Annotated in this window: 23 protein-coding genes and 1 riboswitch; of the genes, 13 read left to right on the top strand and 10 right to left on the bottom strand. The window is 60.3% G+C overall.

Annotated elements, in window-relative coordinates:
* Positions 1–59 precede the first annotated feature (59 nt).
* The 6 genes from BTN45_RS02605 (at position 60) to BTN45_RS02585 (ending at position 6,520) form a co-directional block, all read left to right on the top strand.
* Complete coding sequence (locus BTN45_RS02605; protein WP_045532483.1) at positions 60–2,159, top strand: S9 family peptidase; 2,100 nt, start codon at positions 60–62, stop codon at positions 2,157–2,159.
* Positions 2,159–2,284: a hypothetical protein gene (locus BTN45_RS26595; RefSeq protein WP_272955771.1), complete on the top strand. Its 126-nt coding sequence runs from the start codon at positions 2,159–2,161 to the stop codon at positions 2,282–2,284. The genes BTN45_RS02605 and BTN45_RS26595 overlap by 1 nt, the downstream gene beginning before the upstream one ends.
* A 357-nt stretch (positions 2,285–2,641) precedes the next feature.
* Positions 2,642–3,652: an ABC transporter substrate-binding protein gene (locus tag BTN45_RS02600; RefSeq protein WP_173614517.1), complete on the top strand. Its 1,011-nt coding sequence runs from the start codon at positions 2,642–2,644 to the stop codon at positions 3,650–3,652.
* A 229-nt stretch (positions 3,653–3,881) separates the two neighbouring features.
* Positions 3,882–4,790 carry a proline/glycine betaine ABC transporter permease gene (locus BTN45_RS02595; protein WP_004440601.1) on the top strand — a complete coding sequence of 303 codons (909 nt, stop codon included), beginning with the start codon at positions 3,882–3,884 and terminating at the stop codon, positions 4,788–4,790.
* On the top strand, positions 4,783–5,892 hold the full coding sequence (locus tag BTN45_RS02590; protein WP_072494155.1) for a glycine betaine/L-proline ABC transporter ATP-binding protein: 1,110 nt from the start codon (positions 4,783–4,785) through the stop codon (positions 5,890–5,892). The genes BTN45_RS02595 and BTN45_RS02590 overlap by 8 nt, the downstream gene beginning before the upstream one ends.
* Before the next feature lie 340 nt (positions 5,893–6,232).
* Positions 6,233–6,520, top strand: coding sequence for a hypothetical protein (locus BTN45_RS02585; protein WP_004440595.1), 288 nt, complete (start codon positions 6,233–6,235; stop codon positions 6,518–6,520).
* Between the two features lie 10 nt (positions 6,521–6,530).
* On the opposite strand, the gene dmeF is transcribed toward BTN45_RS02585, so the two are convergent.
* Both dmeF and dmeR read right to left on the bottom strand, forming a co-directional pair.
* On the bottom strand, positions 6,531–7,556 hold the full coding sequence (gene dmeF, locus BTN45_RS02580) for a CDF family Co(II)/Ni(II) efflux transporter DmeF (RefSeq protein WP_022555819.1): 1,026 nt from the start codon (positions 7,554–7,556) through the stop codon (positions 6,531–6,533).
* Between the two features lie 20 nt (positions 7,557–7,576).
* Positions 7,577–7,849, bottom strand: coding sequence for a Ni(II)/Co(II)-sensing transcriptional repressor DmeR (dmeR, locus tag BTN45_RS02575; protein WP_003509296.1), 273 nt, complete (start codon positions 7,847–7,849; stop codon positions 7,577–7,579).
* Positions 7,850–7,979: 130 nt separating this feature from the next.
* On the opposite strand from dmeR, the gene BTN45_RS02570 reads away from it, so the two are divergent.
* From BTN45_RS02570 to BTN45_RS02550, 5 genes are all read left to right on the top strand, one after another.
* Entirely contained in the window at positions 7,980–8,327 is a 348-nt protein-coding gene (locus tag BTN45_RS02570) for a hypothetical protein (RefSeq protein WP_173614515.1), read from the top strand.
* 60 nt (positions 8,328–8,387) lie between these two features.
* Positions 8,388–8,801 carry a helix-turn-helix domain-containing protein gene (locus BTN45_RS02565; protein ID WP_004440587.1) on the top strand — a complete coding sequence of 138 codons (414 nt, stop codon included), beginning with the start codon at positions 8,388–8,390 and terminating at the stop codon, positions 8,799–8,801.
* Positions 8,802–8,877: 76 nt separating this feature from the next.
* Positions 8,878–9,825, top strand: coding sequence for a prolyl aminopeptidase (gene pip, locus BTN45_RS02560; protein ID WP_173614514.1), 948 nt, complete (start codon positions 8,878–8,880; stop codon positions 9,823–9,825).
* Between the two features lie 194 nt (positions 9,826–10,019).
* Entirely contained in the window at positions 10,020–10,508 is a 489-nt protein-coding gene (locus tag BTN45_RS02555) for a GNAT family N-acetyltransferase (RefSeq protein ID WP_003509304.1), read from the top strand.
* Positions 10,509–10,529: 21 nt separating this feature from the next.
* On the top strand, positions 10,530–11,096 hold the full coding sequence (locus BTN45_RS02550; protein WP_022555817.1) for a type 1 glutamine amidotransferase family protein: 567 nt from the start codon (positions 10,530–10,532) through the stop codon (positions 11,094–11,096).
* Between the two features lie 170 nt (positions 11,097–11,266).
* On the opposite strand, the gene BTN45_RS02545 is transcribed toward BTN45_RS02550, so the two are convergent.
* The 6 genes from BTN45_RS02545 to BTN45_RS02520 form a co-directional block, all read right to left on the bottom strand.
* Complete coding sequence (locus BTN45_RS02545) at positions 11,267–11,581, bottom strand: hypothetical protein (RefSeq protein ID WP_037091650.1); 315 nt, start codon at positions 11,579–11,581, stop codon at positions 11,267–11,269.
* Between the two features lie 3 nt (positions 11,582–11,584).
* Positions 11,585–12,298 (bottom strand): CbtA family protein, encoded by a 714-nt coding sequence (locus BTN45_RS02540; protein WP_173614513.1) that lies wholly within the window; start codon positions 12,296–12,298, stop codon positions 11,585–11,587.
* Positions 12,299–12,308: 10 nt separating this feature from the next.
* A complete protein-coding gene (locus tag BTN45_RS02535; RefSeq protein ID WP_004440573.1) occupies positions 12,309–12,491 on the bottom strand; it encodes a CbtB domain-containing protein in 183 nt (60 codons plus the stop codon).
* 158 nt (positions 12,492–12,649) lie between these two features.
* A riboswitch (cobalamin riboswitch) is annotated at positions 12,650–12,888 on the bottom strand.
* A gap of 46 nt (positions 12,889–12,934) precedes the next feature.
* Positions 12,935–13,855: a cytochrome c gene (locus BTN45_RS02530; RefSeq protein WP_006700047.1), complete on the bottom strand. Its 921-nt coding sequence runs from the start codon at positions 13,853–13,855 to the stop codon at positions 12,935–12,937.
* 88 nt (positions 13,856–13,943) lie between these two features.
* Positions 13,944–14,378: a cytochrome c gene (locus BTN45_RS02525; RefSeq protein ID WP_006700046.1), complete on the bottom strand. Its 435-nt coding sequence runs from the start codon at positions 14,376–14,378 to the stop codon at positions 13,944–13,946.
* Positions 14,379–14,495: 117 nt separating this feature from the next.
* A complete protein-coding gene (locus tag BTN45_RS02520; RefSeq protein ID WP_207588818.1) occupies positions 14,496–15,125 on the bottom strand; it encodes a LysE family translocator in 630 nt (209 codons plus the stop codon).
* Between the two features lie 133 nt (positions 15,126–15,258).
* Between BTN45_RS02520 and BTN45_RS02515 the strand changes: the two genes are divergently transcribed.
* Positions 15,259–15,969, top strand: a complete 711-nt coding sequence (locus BTN45_RS02515; RefSeq protein ID WP_207588817.1) for a YafY family protein — start codon at positions 15,259–15,261, stop codon at positions 15,967–15,969.
* On the opposite strand, the gene BTN45_RS02510 is transcribed toward BTN45_RS02515, so the two are convergent.
* Positions 15,958–16,803, bottom strand: a complete 846-nt coding sequence (locus tag BTN45_RS02510; protein WP_207588815.1) for a metallophosphoesterase — start codon at positions 16,801–16,803, stop codon at positions 15,958–15,960. The genes BTN45_RS02515 and BTN45_RS02510 overlap by 12 nt on opposite strands.
* 255 nt (positions 16,804–17,058) lie before the next feature.
* On the bottom strand, positions 17,059–17,661 hold the full coding sequence (locus BTN45_RS02505; protein ID WP_006700042.1) for a superoxide dismutase: 603 nt from the start codon (positions 17,659–17,661) through the stop codon (positions 17,059–17,061).
* A gap of 221 nt (positions 17,662–17,882) precedes the next feature.
* Between BTN45_RS02505 and BTN45_RS02500 the strand changes: the two genes are divergently transcribed.
* Positions 17,883–18,227, top strand: coding sequence for a hypothetical protein (locus tag BTN45_RS02500; RefSeq protein WP_004440563.1), 345 nt, complete (start codon positions 17,883–17,885; stop codon positions 18,225–18,227).
* Positions 18,228–18,232 lie beyond the last annotated feature (5 nt).

The raw sequence follows: 18,232 nt of genomic DNA, 5'->3' as shown, positions 1-18,232 counted from the left end.
CAGGCCGCACTCTACATCTTGGTGCCGCCCAGGAATTTTTACAGGAAAGCGAGTTTCCATTGCCGATTTTCAAGAACCTGCCCGCCGCCCCGACCGCCGAAAAACGGCCCGTTCAGGATACGCATCACGGCATTACCCGCACCGACGATTACGCATGGTTCCGGGCCGATAACTGGCAGGCCATGTTCAAGGACACCTCCATTCTCGACCCGGCGATCCGCGCCCATCTGGAGGCGGAAAACGCCTATATGGAAGCGGCCATGGGCGACACCAAGGCGCTTCAGGAGAAGCTTTTCGAGGAGATGAAGGGCCGCATCAAGCAGGATGATTCCTCCGTGCCGGTCAATGACGGGCCTTATGCCTATGGCACGCTTTTCGTGACCGGCGGCGAGCAGCCGCATTATTTCCGCACCCCGCGCGGCGGCGGTGAGAAACAGGTGCTTTTGAACGGCGACAAAGAAGCCGAGGGCAAGGATTATTTCCGTCTTGCCGGTCTCGACCAGTCTTCCGATCACACACATGGCATCTGGGGTTATGACGACAAGGGCTCGGAATATTTCACCCTGCGCATCCGTAACCTCGAAACCGGCGAGGACCTTGCCGATATCGTCGAAAACACCGGTGGCGGCGGCGCATGGGCGCCTGACGGCAAGAGCTTCTTCTATACGCTGCAGGACGAGAACCACCGCCCTTCCAAGGTCTTCCACCATATTATCGGTGAGCCGCAATCGGCCGACCGGCTGGTCTATGAGGAGAAGGATCCCGGTTTCTTCATGGGCGTCGGCGCGTCCGTTCTCGATGATTTCATCTTCATCGACATTCACGACCACGAGACCAGCGAATATCGCATTCTCTCCACGAAAGACCTGACCGCCGAACCGGCTATCGTGGCAGAGCGTGAGGAAGGCATCGAATATTCGATGTGCGAAGGCGGCGATGTCTTCTTCATCCTCACCAATGATGGCGATGCCAAGGATTTCCGCATTGTGGAAGCCCCGGTCACGGCGCCCGGCAAGGAAAACTGGAAAGAGGTGGTGCCGCATGAGCCGGGCCGGCTGATCCTCTCCGTCGATGCCTATGCCCGCCATCTGATATGGCTGGAGCGCCGTGACGGCCTGCCGCGCATCGTCATCCGCGACCGCCGCACCGGCGAGGAACATTCCATCGCTTTTGCCGAAGAGGCCTATTCGCTCGGCCTGCATGGCGCGGCGGAATATGACACCGACGTCATCCGTTTCTCCTATTCCTCGATGACGACGCCGAGCCAACTGTTCGATTACGACATGGTGACGCGCGAACGCACGCTTCTGAAGACGCAGGAAGTGCCATCGGGCCACAATCCTGATGATTACATCACCCGCCGCATCATGGCCCCTGCGCATGATGGTGAGCTGGTGCCGGTCTCCCTGCTTTACCGCAAGGACGTGGCGCTCGACGGTTCCGCTCCCTGCCTGCTCTATGGCTACGGCGCTTACGGCATCACCATTCCCGCTTCCTTCTCCACCACGACGCTGTCTCTGGCGGACCGTGGTTTCATCTATGCCATCGCCCATATTCGCGGCGGCAAGGACAAGGGTTTCGAATGGTACGAAACCGGCAAGATGGAGCACAAGCAGAACACGTTCAAAGACTTCATTGCCGCTGCCGATCATCTCGTTCAGGAAGGCTTCACGTCTTACGAGCGCATCATCGCCGAGGGTGGTTCTGCCGGCGGCATGTTGATGGGCGCCGTCGCCAATATGGCGCCGGAGAAGTTTGCCGGCATCATCGCCGCCGTTCCCTTCGTGGACGTGCTGACAACGATGCTGGACGACACGCTGCCGCTGACGCCGCCGGAATGGCCGGAATGGGGCAATCCGCTGGAATCGGCAGAGGAATATGGCTGGATCGCCGCCTACAGCCCCTATGACAATGTCGGTGCGAAGCCTTACCCGCCGATTCTGGCGCTTTCCGGCCTCACCGATCCGCGTGTGACCTATTGGGAGCCGACCAAATGGGTGGCGAAGCTGCGCGAAAAGACCACGGGTGAAGCGCCGATCCTGCTCAAGACCAACATGGCGGCAGGCCATGGTGGCAAGTCGGGCCGCTTCCAGCGGCTGGAGGAAATAGCCTTCGAATACGCCTTCGCGCTGAAGGTAGCCGGCAAGGACGCCGTCTGATGCCCGATGCGGGCGGCGTAGGCTGCCGCCCGCATCGTTTCGCACAAAAATACCTCGCGAAAAAAGATTTCAGATTGTTTTTTCCACAAATTGCGGCACAAATTTCTTATTTAAACAAAACTTGAAATCATTGAGAATTTTTATTTCGATCTACTGTATAGTCGATATTTTCTACTGAATAATAAAATACACGCCATGTATTACCCGAACAGGAAAATCGCTCCATAGATCACCTGCATGGCTGCCCTGCGCATTGCCGCGTTGCAATATCACTTTTTGGCCGTATTATGCACGGCGTTGACATATTCATGCGCCTTTTCGCCGCAGTTTCCGCGGCAATCTCGCGGCTTGTTCTGCGGATATTCTCTCGCCGGATTTTCGGCATCTCCACGCGCCATGTCAGTTCGCCCTTGGCAATCCGGGCTTTGCAGTGCTCCCGCTTTGCCAAATGAAAACACTGCATTAGACTTGGAGGTCTCCTCATGAAGAAACTCCTGGCCTCGACCATTCTCGTAACGGGCTTTACCATCGCTGCCGGTGCAGCATCTTCCGCCAATGCCGCAGACAGCTGTGGCAGCATCACCATCGCCGAAATGAACTGGGCATCCGCCGGTGTCGCGGCCTACGTCGACAAGTTCATCATGGAAAACGGCTATGACTGCACGGTCAATGTCGTCAGCGGCGACACCACCCCCACTTTCACCTCCATGAACGAGAAGGGCCAGCCCGACATGGCGCCCGAAATGTGGGTGAACACACTTGGCACCCCCTACGAGGAAGCCGTCAAGAGCGGCAATCTCATTCAGGAAGTCAAAATCCTGAGCGAAGGCGGCGTTGAAGGCTGGTGGATTCCGAAATATCTCGCCGACGAACATCCAGAGATCAAGACCGTCGAGGATGCGCTGAAGCATCCCGAACTGTTTCCCGCGCCTGAAGACGCCAGCAAGGGCGCCGTGTTCGGCTGCCCGCCCGGCTGGGGCTGCCAGCCAACCACCGCCAACCTGTTCAAGGCCCGCAAGGCTGATGAAAAGGGCTTTGCGTTGATCGATACCGGCTCCGCGGCCGGTCTGGATGGCTCTATTTCCAATGCCTACGAAAAGAAGCAGGGCTGGCTCGGCTATTATTGGGCTCCGACGGCCATTCTCGGCAAATACGATATGGTGAAGCTGGACGATGGCGTTCCGCTTGACCGGGCGGCTTACGACAATTGCATCGCCAAGCCCGATTGCGCCGATCCCAAGCCAAATGCCTATCCGGTGGCGGAGGTCTTCACCGTCGTGACCAAGGATTTCGCCGAAAAGGCGGGCCCTTCCATCGACTACATCCGCAAGCGGCAGTGGGACAACGACACCGTCGCCAAGGTTCTGGCGTGGATGGATGAAAATCAGGGCACCAATGAAGATGGGGCCGAGTATTTTCTCGAGAACCATGAGGAACTCTGGACGAAGTGGGTTTCGCCCGAGGTGGCTGAGAAGATCAAGGCTTCGATGTGACGGGAGGCGGGGTTGGCGCAAGCCGCTTACCCCCCTCTGCCCTGCCGGGCATCTCCCCCTCAAGGGGGGAGATCGACCTGCGGCGGGGGTCTCGCCCATCGCTTACGTTGAGATTTTGGAAAGGGTGCGCCCTGCCGATCTCCCCTCTTGAGGGGGAGATGTCCGGCAGGACAGAGGGGGGTGACCCAGCCTCCGCCCACCCCAACAACCCAAAGGGAAAACAACAATAATGGCCCTCTGCACCTACCTGCCGGACCTGCTCTGCAAGTTCCCGGCAATCGACAACTCCACCATGCGCGTGGCTCGCAAAACCATCGATGACGGGTTTCGCGATATCGTGCGCAATTACGGCGATGCGATCGACGTCGTCGTTCACCCGCTGCAGCTTTTCCTCAATTCCTCGGAGCGTCTGTTCATCCAGACGCCGTGGATCATCACCATGCTGGTCATTCTCGCCATCGTGCATCTGGCCGGACGCAGCTTCAAGATCACAGGCGGCACCGCCATTTCCCTGCTGATGATCGGCGCGGTCGGCCTCTGGCGCGATGCCATGACGACGCTCTCCATCGTCGCCATCGCTACCCTGATCGCCATCGTCATCGGCCTGCCGCTCGGCATTCTGATGGGTCGTTCCGAACGCCTGCAACGCCTCATCAATCCCGTGCTCGACGTGATGCAGACCCTGCCAAGTTTCGTTTATCTCATCCCCGTGGTGGTGATTTTCGGCATCGGCAAGGTTCCGGGCCTGATAGCAGTGGTGATCTATGCCATTCCACCCGTCATTCGCCTGACCAGCCTCGGCATCCGCCTCGTTGATCGCGAAGTGCTGGAAGCGGCAGACGCCTTCGGCTCCTCCAACGGTCAGAAGCTGTTCAACGTGCAGCTGCCGCTGGCGCTGCCGACCATCATGACCGGCATCAACCAGACCATCATGATGGCGCTCGCCATGGTCGTCGTTGCCTCCATGGTCGGTGTCGGCGGGCTTGGCAAGAATGTGCTGCAGGCCATCAACAACCAGTTCTTCACGGTGGGCTTCCTGAACGGTTTCGCTCTGGTCGCCATCGCCATCATGTTCGACCGGGCGAGCCAGGCTTTCGGCAAGCGCCTGCAGAAATACCGCGAGGTCTCCCATGGCTAAAAGCATCGAAATCAGGAATCTTTACAAGATCTTCGGCAAGCATCCCGAGAAGTACCTCGAAGCGGTGCGTAAAGGCATGGACAAGGTCGAGCTGAACGACAGGCACAACCACGTTCTCGGCCTCAACAACATCAACATCACCATGCCGGGCGGCAAGATCACCGTCGTCATGGGGCTGTCAGGCTCCGGCAAATCGACACTGATCCGCCACATCAACCGGCTGATCGACCCGACCGCCGGCGAAGTTCTTTATGACGGCGAGGATATCTGCGGCATGAGCGCCTCGGCGCTCAGGCAATTCCGCCGCCACAAGACGGCGATGGTGTTCCAGAAATTCGGCCTTCTGCCGCATCGCACGGTACTCGAAAACAGCGTCTACGGCCTCGATATCCAGGGCGTACCGCGCAAGCAAAGCGAGGAAAAGGGCCGTTACTGGCTGGAGCGTGTCGGCCTTGCCGGTTACGAGGATTATTATCCGAACCAGCTTTCCGGCGGCATGCAGCAGCGCGTCGGCCTTGCCCGGGCGCTTGCCAATGACGCCGATATTCTCCTGATGGATGAGGCCTATTCGGCGCTCGATCCGCTCATCCGTGTGGATATGCAGACCATGCTGCTCGATCTGCAACAGGAGCTGAAGAAGACCGTTGTGTTCATCACCCATGATCTCGACGAGGCTTTGCGGCTTGGCGACCATATAGCCATCCTGAAAGACGGCGAAGTGGTGCAACAGGGCGACGGCCAGAGCATCATCCTCTCGCCAGCCGATGGTTACGTCACCGACTTCGTGCGCGACGTCAATCGTGGCCGCGTGTTGCAGGCAAACACTGTCATGGAGCCGCTGGAGAGCAAGCCCGAGGGCATGCCGGTCCCAGAGACCGCAACGCTCGAAACCATCGCCCGCGACATGTCGGAAGCCAACGAAACGACCGCCCATGTGGTGGACGAGGACGGCAAGCCGGTCGGCAGCATCGGGCTCGATACGCTGGTGGCTGCGATGGTGACGCCCGCGCCGCAGGAAGCGGCGGTGACGGTCGACGTTGAGGAAAAGGAGCTGGAGGCCGTGCGGCAAGCGGCGGCACCTGCGGCGAAGGAGACGGCGTGAGCCTGTTGGCCGCGCCTCTCTAGCCCGAAAACTATCCGTCGTCATCCTCGCCCTTGAGGCGAGGATCCATGACCCAAGGTCGGCGCGTGGAAAATGGATCCTCGCCTCAAGGGCGAGGATGACGCGGAATGTGAGGAGACCTACCGGCATTGATGCCGTCCCGCTTCTTCTTGCGCGTAAAACGGGTGCAATCCCCTTGCTCGTCCACTCTCGATGCCAAAACGAAGCACTACTTCGCCGGCTGTCAACCCTCGACAGTCGCTGCAGCGCAGCAAGCGCAAGTTTCGGACAAGTCGCCGCCGTTAACCATTCGTTAACTTTTGAACGCGGAATCACCGACATGCAGATCGAAAGCAATATTGGCGGATATAACTATCAGGGTCGCATCCGTGACATCGAAAAAGCTGGCAGCGCCCAAAGCGCGCCGGAGGAGCAGGCGGTAAAACGCGGCCCCGGCAACCCCACCGTTTCCAGCACCATTCTTTCCCAGTCGCTGGCCAATGTTCTATGGGCCGTAGGCAACGGCAGCGCGCCGGCCTATCAGGATGCGGCCACCGCCTCCCCCGAGGACAAGGCGGAAGCGCAGGCTGAATGGGTACGCAGCGCCTATTCGGAATATACCGAATAGGCGATTCCAATCAGCCTCTTGCCGGGCTGACTTCCACCGTCACATGCGAGAGTTCATGTATGGCGGCAAGTTTCTGCTTATAAAATGCCGGTGCTTTGGGCGCCTGCGAAAGGATCGCCACGATGGCGGCGTGATGCCCCGGCCCCACCTGCCAGACATGCAGATCGGTAATGCGATCCTCTTCCGTTTCCACGCTTTCACGGATTTCCTGCGGCAGATCCTCAGCCGGCGGCAGCGCGTCAAGCAGGGTTGTCGCCGTGGAGCGGATCAGGCCCCATGACCAGCGGGCAATCACCAGACCGCCAACGATACCCATCAACGGATCAAGGAACGACCAGCCGTTCCACTTGCCGAGCAGCAGCGCGACGATTGCCAGAACCGAGGTCAGCGCATCCGCCAGCACATGCAGATAGGCAGCGCGCAGATTATTGTCCCGGCCGCCCTTTGCGCCGTGCCCGGCATGGTGCCCGGCATGGGACCCGTGATCATGGTGGGCGTGGCTGCCGTGCCCATGGTGGGCATGTGAGCCGTGGGCATGACCGTGGCCGTGGCCGTGGCCATGATCGTGGTGATGGTCATCCTTCAAAAGCACGGCGCTGAGAAGATTGACGGCAAGGCCGATGATGGCGACGAGGATGGCCTGGTTGAAATCGATCTCGACGGGACTGACGAGGCGCATCCCGCTTTCCACGGCAATCAGCAACGCCACCACCGCCAGCACGATGGCGCTGGCAAAACCCGCGAGATCGCCGAACTTGCCGGTGCCGAAGGTGAAGCGTGGGTTGCGGGCCTCGCGGCGGGCATAGAGATAAGCGAGTGCCGAAATCAGCATCGCGCCCGCATGGGTGGACATGTGCCAGCCATCCGCCGTTAGCGCCATGGAGCCGTACCAGTGACCGGCGACGATTTCCGCCACCATCATCGCCGCGGTCAGCGCGATGACCATCCAGACGCGCCTTTCATTACGCTCGTGGTTCTGGCCAAGGAAAACATGGTCGTGACCGGCTGCTGCGCGGTATTCGGATGTCGTCGTCATGTCGCTTAATCCTGTCGGTTTTACCGGATGTAGGTCTTCAGCACCTGGGCCAGCTCTTCCGCCGCCCGCGCCCGTTCGTCTTCATTTTCGGCATGCACCACGTGCTCGTGCAGATGCTCCTGCATTACCTCCCCCGTCAGGCCCGAAAGCGCGCCGCGTACCGAAGCGAGCAGCTGCAGCACCTCGCCGCAGGGCTTGGCATCATCGAGCGCACGTTCGACCGCTTCCATCTGCCCTTTCAGGCGGCGGATGCGGGCGAGAAGCTTTTCCTTGTTGCGGATGGTATGGGACATGGCCGACCTCATATACTATAGGGGGGTATAGTATATTGCGGTTATTTTTTGCACAAGACGTGCATGACGCAATCTTCGGGAATGTTTCGGACCTTAAAAATACCCCATCAAAACTAGGGGACTCACAGTCATGACGACTATCGCAGCAACCAGCAGCATCAATTTCGCCTCTCCGGTCCGCGGCATCGCGCCTGCGCATAACCGGGAGAGCCAGTCCACCACCGAGGCGGTGCAGGAGCTCACGCGGGCGGCCCATCGCGCCATTTCGGTGGCGGGCAATGTCGCCACCACCGTCGCCCCGCTGGCCGGTGCCTCCGCGAGCCTGGCTGCGGCTCTCTGGAACATGGACAGCAGCGCTTCGGCCTCCACTGGCGCCAATGCTGAGGTGGCCGCTTCCGCCCAGCCGGATATGGCAAGCCTCGAATCGCAGATTCTGAAGGCACTGGCCCAGGCGCTTGGCGTCAACGAGGCCGCTTGAGGCCATTGAACCGGGGACGGAAAAGCCATATCTCTAGAGACTGGAGATATGGAGAAAGCCATGCTGTCCATCGGTGAACTGTCCAAACGCACCGGCGTCAAGGTGCCCACGATCCGCTATTACGAGCAGATGGGCCTCATCCGCGAGGCGGATCGTTCGGAGGGCAACCAGCGCCGCTACGAAAAATCCGATCTCGAACGGCTGGCCTTCATCCGCCACGCGCGCGATCTCGGCCTGAACATAGACGCCATTCGCGAGTTGATCGCGCTCAGCCAGCACCGGGAAATGCCGTGCGAGGGTGCAGACCGCATCGCCGCCGAACATCTTGCCGATGTGCGGGAAAAAATCGCCAGCCTGAAGAAGCTGGAACACGAACTGGAGCGGATCGTCTCCCATTGCCACGGCCATTCCATCGAGGATTGTTATGTCATCCGCGCGCTTTCCGATCATGGCATGTGCGAGGGGGAGCATTGAGCCGAGAAGAGGCTGACATTCGAATGTCACGTGCACCCGGTAATCGCCTCTTGCCCGCCTGAAAAAAGGACGTCAGATGGCCGAGCTCTTTCCTGAAATCACGCCATCAGACACGATTTTCCTTGATGTTTCCGAGGGCCATCGGCTGCACGTGACGATTGCCGGCAATCCGGCGGGGCGACCTGCAATCCTGCTGCATGGAGGGCCTGGTTCAGGATTGTCATCGACAGCGCGACGCTATTTCGATCCTGCCATTTTCCGCATCGTCCAGTTCGACCAGCGCGGCTGCGGTCAAAGCACGCCAAACGCCGCTGATAGTCTTGAGCATAACACTACGCATCATCTGATCGATGACATTGAGGCCATTCGCTGTGCCCTCGCGGTGGAAGACTGGCTGATCTACGGCAGTTCATGGGGCTCCACGCTGGCCCTCGCTTACGCACAGCGCCATGCAGACCATGTTCGCGGCATGGTTCTGGCCGGCGTCACCACCACCCGGCAGAGGGAAATCGACTGGCTGTACAGGGGGCTGGCAATGTTTCTGCCGCAGCAGTGGCAGCGTTTCATCGCCGCGATCCCCGATGACGTGTCCAGGCAAGATCCGGTCGGCGCCTATCGCCGGCTTCTGAATGATCCCGATCCCGCCGTGCGCGCAAAGGCCGCCCTAGAGTGGCACCTGTGGGAGGCGGGCTCGATCAGCGCGGAGGGCATTTCGGCCTTTCCGGAGAAATGGCGCGACAGCGCGTACATTCTCGCCCGCGCCCGCCTCTGCGCCCATTATTTCCACCATGCGGCCTGGCTGGATGATGGCGCGCTCCTGCGCAACGCCGGAGACCTCGCCGGTATTCCCGGGATACTCGTTCAGGGCATGCGCGACTTGCAGGGGCCGCCCGTCACCGCTTTCGAACTTGCCGAGGCGTGGCCGGGAAGCGAGCTTGTTACCATCGATGGCGCTGGCCATTCGACGGGCGATGCGGGCATGGAAGACGCAATCCTGTCGGCAATTGCGCGATTTGCGAATTGACCCGCTTGACAGACGGCGGATTCGGGCGCATTTCATTTTCCATGATCAACGAACGCGCACCCATCTCCTGCTCGTATTTTTGGGCCTTCCTCTAAGGGCGGCTCGACAGATCATATTGTCAACAAGCCGCCGTCAGGCGGCTTTGTTGTTTTCAAACGTCCTGACGGCACCGATAAGACCAAAGGACCGAAAAAATGACCGAAGATAGCTCCCTGACACTGGAAAGACCGCCCGTCGTCATCATCCGAGGCGCGCGCAAGACGGATCTGCCCGAACTCAACGAGATGATCACGCTGCTGGCCTCCTACCACGGCGATGCGGCGGCGATCACGCCGGCGAAACTGGAGCGCGACCTGTTCGGCCCGCTGCCCTGGGTGCATGGTCTCGTGGCCGAGGCTGATGGCGCGTTGATCGGTTACGCCCTGCTTCTGCCGCTCTACAGGGCGCAGGAGGGCCGCCGCGGGCTCGAACTGCATCACCTCTTCGTGCGTGACGGCCATCGTGGCCATGGCACCGGCCAGCATCTGGTTTCCCGGGCCCGCGATATCGCCAAGCGTCTCGGCTGCGACTATCTTTCCGTCAGCGCCACAACCGGCAATGTGGCGGCGCATCGTTTCTACGAAAACATGGATTTCGCGCCCCGCCCGGTGACCGGCATGCGCTATATGCAGTCCATCGCCTGATTAAAAAACACGGAGACGACCATGACACGGATCGCCATTGCGCTCGCCCAGGATTTTGCGGACTGGGAGCCGGCGCTGCTTGCCGCCGCGGCGCGCAGCTATCTCGGTGTCGAAATCGTCTATGCCACGCCGGACGGACGGCCGGTAACCTCCATGGGCGGGCTGAAGGTGACGCCGGATACATCCTATGACGCGCTCGATGCCGTTGACATCGATGCGCTCGTCATTCCCGGAGGCCTGAGCTGGGAAAAGGGAACAGCTGCCGATCTCGGCGAACTGGTGCGCCGGTTTCGCGAGAAGAACCGACTGGTGGCCGGCATCTGCGCGGCGGCAAGTGCGCTGGCAGGCACGGGCGTTCTGAACGCCGTTGCCCATACCGGCAATTCGCTGGCTTCGCACAGGGCCTATTCGGCCTATAGCGGCGAGACGCTTTACCGCGACCAGCCGAAAGCGGTCAACGATGGCGGGATCATTACCGCGGCCGGCAGCGCGCCGGTCAGTTTCGCGGTGGAAATTCTGAAAAGCCTCGGCCTCTTTGGTCCGGAAGCCGAGGCCGAACTTCAGGTTTTTGCGGCGGAGCATCGCTGAGGCATAGCCGCCTCGGTTGTTTGCACTCCCCTACTCCCCGTCATTCCGGCCTTGAGCCGGAATCCAGCCGACGCGCATCTGCGCGGCGAGATGACTTCTTTCAGCCCAAGGACTTGGGCTGGATGGATTTCGGCTCAGGGCCGGGATGACGGAGGTGAGAACAGCGATGATTATCGCTGATCCAGCACCCGGCACACACGTGCTGTGTGATCGCCGCCCTCCCCGGCAATCGCCCGGCGAATATCGCGGCTGTTCAGATGCAGGCTGCGGCCGGCGGGTAAATTTGCACGTTTGATCTTGGCGAGTGCCGCCGCCACAAAGGCGGCCTGATGGTGTTGGAAAAAGGCAAGAGCCGCCTCATCCGCCGGGCTCGGGCCCAGTACCGCCTTGAAGGCGAGACGATGCACGGCGCAGTAAGCGCCGTGACCGGGAACTGCAAAACGCAGCGCATCGAGTTCCTCACTCCAATCCGCTGCGTCCTCCATGACTTAGGCCGACTGGAAGCGGTTGAGGAAAAACGTGCTCAATGTTCCGAGCAAAGCCCAGAAGACGAAGCTCGTAACCGTAGCGGCGACGATGAACTGACGCTCCAGCGGCAGCGGTGCCAGTGCATGTTCGCCTTCCGGCGGCAGGGGCGCACCCACCACATGCGGCGCGACGATCAGCACCAGCGCCAGGACGATGGCCCAGGGTTCGCGACGGAAGGCGATCAGCGCGATGCCGCCGGCTGTTGCGGCAACGGTTGCGAGCCACCAGATCTGCCGTGCCTCAAGTGCTGCGGCGGGGCTGCCCGGCAGTTCCGGCGGCAGGCCGATCATCGGGGCGAGCATGACGGCGGCAAATCCGGCAACGCCCCACAAAAGCCCCTCACGCCAGGCGCCATTGGTGCCGCGCAGCGAAATCAGTCCGGTCAGCACCAGCGCATAACCGATCGCGGTCAGGACATTGGCGGCAACCGTATAGGCAGTGCGTTCGAAACCATCGGCCGGAGCCCAGGCCTTTTCATTGTGCTCGTGGGCGGGAACCACAGCACCGGGCGCCGTGGCCTCGTGGCTGTGGGCAGCTTCACCGCCCGCGCCCTCATAGGTCTCTGCCTGAAGGATGAGCGGCGTGGTGCCGAAGGCCTGCATGGCTGAAACGGCTAAGCCGCCGAGGATGCCGACGAGAACGGCGGTAAAGACGATATTGCGAAAAGACGACATGACATTCCCCTCAATGGCAGGGGAAGGCATTGGCATGACGCGTGTCATGGGCGGCATTGTGAACGGCTTCCACATGCGAGAAACCGACAAAACCGACAACGAACAGGCCAAGCACGATCGCCGTCAGCGATTGCGCGAAGCTGCCCGTTTTTGCTGAAACGGCTGAATTGGCCGTATTCTGGTGGATGGACATGGTGACCCCTCTCCGGCGCGACCCCGCGCCTCTGGATGCGGTCGAACGGCAAAGCCATGCGACCGCCTGCGATACACTTCACCACGGGGATACGAGACTGACACAGGGGGCATCGATCTTGCCACCCTGACATTCCGCTCTTCCGGACACCCCGCCGGCATGGACATTTCCGTGATGGCAGGTCTCCTGGCTTACGGGTCAAAACCTGAAACACCTTCCCGGCATCACCTCGCCTCAACCGGAAACGCCGGTTCGGTCGAAGGGTCTGCCAGTGGCATTTCGTTTCAGGCTCTCCGCTCACAGTTGCGGGGGCAGCCACGAATGAGGATTTCTCCCTATCGTGTTCCCTTTTCACCTTCCGGAACGCCCGGAAGGAACCATCACAGGGTTGTTATCCGCCGAGTCGGGACGGGAGTCAATGGGCACGCATGCCAACGGGACCCTCAGCGCGCCGGGATCGCCTTCAGATAGGCGGCGATCGCGTCGCGGTCCTCGGCTGTCAGATGCGCCATGTTCTGCTGCACCTTCACCATGGAACCGCCGACACTGTCGAATTCCGGGGTGAAGCCGGTTTCGAGATAGCTCGAAATATCGGCCTCGGCCCAGCTTCCGATGCTTTGCGAGCCGGGGGTAATGTCCGGAATGCGGCCTTCGCCTTCCGGATTGGGGCCGCCGGCCAGCCACTTGCCCTTCAGGAAGCCACCGAGCGCATTGCGCGGCGTGTGGCATTCGCCGCAATGGCCCGGACCTTCCACCAGATATTGGCCACGCAGAAGTTCGGCATTGGCATTGGCCAGCTCGACGCGCGGCGGTGCCGAAGGGTCGAAATACAGGAACTTCCAGCCGCCGAGCGCCATGCGCATGTTGAAGGGGAACGGCAGATCGTGGGCGGGCGCATCGTTCTGGCTCGCAGGCAGGGCCTTCAGATAACCGAAGAGGTCATTGATGTCCTTCTGCGTCATCCGGGCATAAGAGGCATAGGGGAAGGAGGGATAGAGATGTTCGCCGTTCTTTCCCACACCACGCGTCATGGCATCGCCAAATTCCGCCAGCGTCCAGCCGCCGATGCCGTGCTGCGGATCAGACGAAATATTTGGAACATGAAAGGTGCCGAAGGGGCTTTTCAGTGCCTGCCCGCCTGAAAGCGTCAACAGCGCTTCACCCTTAGCATCCGGCGCGGCATGACAGCTTGCGCAGCCGCCCGCCCAGAACAGCGTCTCGCCATTGGCGAGATCCGGCTCACCGAGGCTCACCCAATGGCTGGGCGCCTGGCGCTGCGGCGCGGTCACCCATGCGAAAATCCCGTAGCCCGCAACGGCCGCGACCACGATCCCGCCCACAAGCTTCGTCCAAATGGAAGACATGCCCCTCTCCCCATTCTCCCCTGACAAGGTCAGGTGTCTTTCGTGACGGAAAAACGCCGCCCGGGAGCGGCGTTTCAAACTCGTTCGATTATTTCTTCAGGCGATAGGTCTGGTGGCAGGTGCCGCAATCGGCGCCCAACGTCTGCATGGCGGTGGTTACACCCGCCTGATCGGTGGGGAGATTGGCGAGAATCTTATCCGCATCTGCGCCGAGCTTGGCGGACTTGGCCTTGAAGTCCTCGAAGTTTTCCCAGATCGCGGGCGCTGCCGCGCTGCCGGTCTCGGTGCCGGCGGGGAACTGGTCGGGGAAAGCCTTGGCATTGGTGCTGATAGTCGTCACGGCGGCCTTGACGGCTTCGGCGTCGAAAGGCTTCTGGCCCTTGGAGATGGCGGCGAGCGCTCCCATGGAGCCACCGATCTGCTTCATCATGCCTTCACGTTTTTCGACTTCGCCGGCAGCATAGACCGCTCCGGCGCAAAGACAGCCGAACAGCGTGGCCGCTGCGATTGTTTTCAGTTTCATACACTCTCTCCTTGATTCCGGCGGGCGCCGGACGCTTGATGGAACGCCGCGAGGATGCCCTTTCCACATGGCGAAAAGAAGTCACATTGCGGTGAATTCCATCGTGAAAACAGAAGCCTAAGACAAGGCTTCCCACAATGTGAGAAGTGCTGCGGCGATCAGCATGAAACCGGCGATGCGGCCGATGACGATCGTAGCCGCGGGAGAGGAAACGAGCCATGCGCGGCTTCTATCCGCCGTCAGCGCCAGCGCGCCATAAACGGTGAACTGCGTTACCGCCACCATCGCACCCAGCACCAGCCCCTGCATCCAGATCGGTCCATAGGCGGGTTTGAGAAACTGTGGGTAGACGGCCATCATGAACAGGTAGGCCTTCGGGTTTGACAGGCGGGTCAACACCGCCCGCCAGAATGCCTTTTTCACCGAAGCGCTTGCCTCAGCCTCATCGCCGTTCACGACAATCGCACTGCGCACCAGGCCGATACCGATCCAGACCATGTAAGCCGCGCCGACGACAAGCAGCGGCAGGAACAGCGACGGCATCCATGCGGCAAGCATGCCGACACCCAGCGCGCCATACAGCGAATGCACGATGCCGCCGGCGCTCATGCCCACGGCGGCGGAAAGGCCGGTTCTCCTGCCACCTGTCAGCGCGCTTGCCAGCACGAAGAGCATGTCCATGCCCGGCAGGATGATGATGCCGAAGAGGACAACAAAGAAAAGCCAGAGATTTTCGGCATAAGTCATGTCAGTATCTTTCATACCGGATAGAGGTGCATTCGAGAAACCCCATGTTTCTCAATGTATTTTTCCGTTTATAGGGAACGCCAACTGACAGCGTTGTGTCAGTTGCGTGGGAAAATCCATCGGGAAGACGGCAATGCGCAAGGCCTCAAGACTGTTCGAGATCATCCAGATTTTGCGGCTGGCGCGCCGCCCGGTGACCGCGCAGACGATTGCCGACATGCTGGAGACAACAGTGCGCTCGGTCTATCGCGATATGGCAGCGCTTCAGACCATGCGTGTGCCCATCGCAGGGGAACGCGGCGTGGGGTATATTCTCCGGCCCGGTTTCAACCTGCCGCCACTGATGTTTTCCATCGAGGAAACCGAGGCAATCGTGCTGGCGCTCGCCATGGTCGACCGCACCGGCGATATGGAATTGCGCCGGGCCGCGAAGAAGGCGAGCGACAAGATTGCCGCGTCTCTGCCCGAACCGCTGTCAAAGACCCTTTCCGCCAATGCCCTCCACGCCTGGGGCAGCATCGCGCCGGCACCGGCAGGACTTGATCTCTCGACGGTCAGGCGTGCGGTGCGCGACGAGGAGACGCTGGAAATCATCTATCGCGATGAAGCCGGCGCGGAAACGCGGCGGCGGGTTCGGCCAATCGCGGTGATCTACTATTCCGAAACAGTGAATATTGTCGCCTGGTGCGAGCTGCGGCAGGCGATCCGCAATTTCCGCTCGGACCGGGTGCAGAGCTGCCGGGCGACCGGCAGTTTCTTCAAGCTCGAAGGCGAGAAGCTGCGGCAATTGTGGATGGCCGGCTGGCAGAGCAACCAGCCGGCCATCCCTTACTCACAGCCATAAGAGGCGATCCTCCTCCCGCCCGAAACCGCGAATGGCGATTCGGTCGGCAAAGACATCGGCGATGGCGAAGGTGTTCTGGTCGGGCGTGTCGACCATGCCCTTGAAATTCACGAAATGTGTATTGCCCGATACGCCGTAATTGCCCTCATGGTTATGGCCGTTGAACCATGCGATGGCGCAAGTATGGGCGTTGAGAAGATCAAGGATGCGCGGCGCGTCCCACATGTTATGAGCGTTTTCCGGATAGACAGGGTAGTGGCACAGCACGATGACTCTTTCGCCCGCCGCATCCGCCTTTTGCAGAACCGCCCGCAGCCAGTCGAACTGCTCGTCGCCAAGCGAGGCGTTCCAGTCCTGCGCGTTGATGGCGCCTACTTCCGAGAGGCGCTTCAGCCGCTCGGCAGCAAGGGTGCGACGCGGATCCCCAACCGGTGGGGCGAAAAGGCTGACGTCGTTGCCATCAAGCACGGCGAAGCGAATGCCGCCGACGGTAAAATCATGCCAGGCGGCGGCCATGCCGAGGCGGGCGTGGACGCCAGGCAAATGCTCGGCGGCAACGGCGAAATCGTGATTGCCCGGCAGCAGGAGCGAGCGGTGGCGAAGCCGGTCGTAAACGGCAAGAATCGCATCGAAATTTTCAAAACCGCGATCGATGATGTCGCCCAGCGTCACGACGAAGGCCAGATCTTCGCGATTGAAGGCATCCACCGCCTCCGCGAGCTTTTTGGGACTTTCGCGATAATGACGGCCCATCTCGGGACGCGGATCGATATCGGCATATTGGGGATCGGCGACTATGCCGAAGGAGAAGAGAGGAGTTGTTTTTTCAGTCATGATGCGCCGCGATAAACCCGGCGGATGACAGGCTTGTGACACGAGCAGAATATGCTCCAAAGCAAAACACCCGGCCTGAGAGCCGGGTGTTCAATAGGTGGTTCCGCAAGCTTTCCGTCGCCATGCTCGGGCCTGTCCCGGCGCATCTGCTGACATCCCGTTTCAGGGAACATCCGCGGATCCTCGGCACAAGGCCGAGGATGACGTCGCGCAAGAGGTGGCTGCCTCGATCAGCAACCACGCTTGTCGCAAGCCTTACTTGGCAGCTGCTTCGTAACGCTCCAGGACGTAGTCCCAGTTGATGAGGTTATCGACGAAGGCTTCGAGGTACTTCGGACGCAGGTTGCGGTAGTCGATGTAGTAGGAGTGTTCCCATACGTCGACGCCGAGGATCGGTTCTGCACCGTGAACCAGCGGGTTTTCGCCGTTCGGGGTCTTGGAGATTTCTAGCTTGCCGTTCTTGACGGACAGCCACGCCCAGCCGGAGCCGAACTGCGTGGTGCCGGCTGCGATGAAATCGGCCTTGAACTTGTCGTAACCGCCGAGATCGGAGGCAATTGCCTGCTCAAGCTTGCCCGGCAGCTTGTTGCCGCCGCCGCCCTTCTTCATCCACTTCCAGAAATGAACGTGGTTGTAGTGCTGGGCCGCATTGTTGAAGAGACCGGCATTGGTGCCAAAGGACTTCTTCACGACTTCTTCGAGCGACAGGTCGGAAAGACCGGCTTCAGCTGCAAGCTTGTTGCCGTTGTCGACATATGCCTTGTGGTGCTTGTCGTGATGGAACTCGAGCGTCTCGCGCGACATGTAAGGTGCAAGCGCGTCGTAGTCGTAGGGGAGTTCGGGAAGTTCGAAGGCCATGGTTTTTACTCCTTTTTGCAGCGCGTTACCGCTCCTAGAAACCGTGTGAGCGGACCATAGGAGCGAAGCTCTGTTTGGGCAACCTGTGAATTATCAAAATGTTCCGCCAAAAGAGAAAATTCCTCTCGCGCCGGCCGCCACCATATTTGTTTCACACCGCTGGCGTACCGTTTTCCACCCTATCGGTTCGCTTTTGATCGAGATTGTAGGAAGGAAATTCCATGATACGCCCGATGATCCACACAGCCGCCCTTCTTGTTGCCGTCTCGTCGGCTGTCCTGCCTGCGTCCGCATCTTCGGACGATGCGTGGAAGGAATTCGTGGCGGATGTGCAGACTGCCTGTCTTGCCGCAGCCGGAGACATGATCGACGACGCCAAGGCGGTCGTCGATCCCGTTGGCAGCGAGAATTACGGTCTTGCCATCCTGACCGGCAGGGCAAAGGGCGCGGATGTGACGGTCAGCCATATCTGCGTCTATGACAAGAAGACAAAGGCCGTGGAACTCGGCAGCGAACTTGCCGGCGATACGCTGAAGGTGGAAATTCCCGGCTCCACCAAGCCCTGACGCGG

The sequence above is a fragment of the Rhizobium sp. ZX09 genome (assembly GCF_017357485.1).
Lineage (GTDB): Bacteria > Pseudomonadota > Alphaproteobacteria > Rhizobiales > Rhizobiaceae > Agrobacterium > Agrobacterium pusense.
This window is presented reverse-complemented; position numbering and strand designations above follow the sequence as displayed.

What these genes read in the sequence shown, in the direction of transcription:
- BTN45_RS26595 (WP_272955771.1), top strand. Translation starts at nt 2,159, where the DNA reads ATGCCCGATGCGGGCGGCGTAGGCTGCCGCCCGCATCGTTTCGCACAA.
- BTN45_RS02600 (WP_173614517.1), top strand. Translation starts at nt 2,642, where the DNA reads ATGAAGAAACTCCTGGCCTCGACCATTCTCGTAACGGGCTTTACCATC.
- BTN45_RS02595 (WP_004440601.1), top strand. Translation starts at nt 3,882, where the DNA reads ATGGCCCTCTGCACCTACCTGCCGGACCTGCTCTGCAAGTTCCCGGCA.
- BTN45_RS02590 (WP_072494155.1), top strand. Translation starts at nt 4,783, where the DNA reads ATGGCTAAAAGCATCGAAATCAGGAATCTTTACAAGATCTTCGGCAAG.
- BTN45_RS02585 (WP_004440595.1), top strand. Translation starts at nt 6,233, where the DNA reads ATGCAGATCGAAAGCAATATTGGCGGATATAACTATCAGGGTCGCATC.
- dmeF (WP_022555819.1), bottom strand. Translation starts at nt 7,556, where the DNA reads ATGACGACGACATCCGAATACCGCGCAGCAGCCGGTCACGACCATGTT.
- dmeR (WP_003509296.1), bottom strand. Translation starts at nt 7,849, where the DNA reads ATGTCCCATACCATCCGCAACAAGGAAAAGCTTCTCGCCCGCATCCGC.
- BTN45_RS02570 (WP_173614515.1), top strand. Translation starts at nt 7,980, where the DNA reads ATGACGACTATCGCAGCAACCAGCAGCATCAATTTCGCCTCTCCGGTC.
- BTN45_RS02565 (WP_004440587.1), top strand. Translation starts at nt 8,388, where the DNA reads ATGCTGTCCATCGGTGAACTGTCCAAACGCACCGGCGTCAAGGTGCCC.
- pip (WP_173614514.1), top strand. Translation starts at nt 8,878, where the DNA reads ATGGCCGAGCTCTTTCCTGAAATCACGCCATCAGACACGATTTTCCTT.
- BTN45_RS02555 (WP_003509304.1), top strand. Translation starts at nt 10,020, where the DNA reads ATGACCGAAGATAGCTCCCTGACACTGGAAAGACCGCCCGTCGTCATC.
- BTN45_RS02550 (WP_022555817.1), top strand. Translation starts at nt 10,530, where the DNA reads ATGACACGGATCGCCATTGCGCTCGCCCAGGATTTTGCGGACTGGGAG.
- BTN45_RS02545 (WP_037091650.1), bottom strand. Translation starts at nt 11,581, where the DNA reads ATGGAGGACGCAGCGGATTGGAGTGAGGAACTCGATGCGCTGCGTTTT.
- BTN45_RS02540 (WP_173614513.1), bottom strand. Translation starts at nt 12,298, where the DNA reads ATGTCGTCTTTTCGCAATATCGTCTTTACCGCCGTTCTCGTCGGCATC.
- BTN45_RS02535 (WP_004440573.1), bottom strand. Translation starts at nt 12,491, where the DNA reads ATGTCCATCCACCAGAATACGGCCAATTCAGCCGTTTCAGCAAAAACG.
- BTN45_RS02530 (WP_006700047.1), bottom strand. Translation starts at nt 13,855, where the DNA reads ATGTCTTCCATTTGGACGAAGCTTGTGGGCGGGATCGTGGTCGCGGCC.
- BTN45_RS02525 (WP_006700046.1), bottom strand. Translation starts at nt 14,378, where the DNA reads ATGAAACTGAAAACAATCGCAGCGGCCACGCTGTTCGGCTGTCTTTGC.
- BTN45_RS02520 (WP_207588818.1), bottom strand. Translation starts at nt 15,125, where the DNA reads ATGACTTATGCCGAAAATCTCTGGCTTTTCTTTGTTGTCCTCTTCGGC.
- BTN45_RS02515 (WP_207588817.1), top strand. Translation starts at nt 15,259, where the DNA reads ATGCGCAAGGCCTCAAGACTGTTCGAGATCATCCAGATTTTGCGGCTG.
- BTN45_RS02510 (WP_207588815.1), bottom strand. Translation starts at nt 16,803, where the DNA reads ATGACTGAAAAAACAACTCCTCTCTTCTCCTTCGGCATAGTCGCCGAT.
- BTN45_RS02505 (WP_006700042.1), bottom strand. Translation starts at nt 17,661, where the DNA reads ATGGCCTTCGAACTTCCCGAACTCCCCTACGACTACGACGCGCTTGCA.
- BTN45_RS02500 (WP_004440563.1), top strand. Translation starts at nt 17,883, where the DNA reads ATGATACGCCCGATGATCCACACAGCCGCCCTTCTTGTTGCCGTCTCG.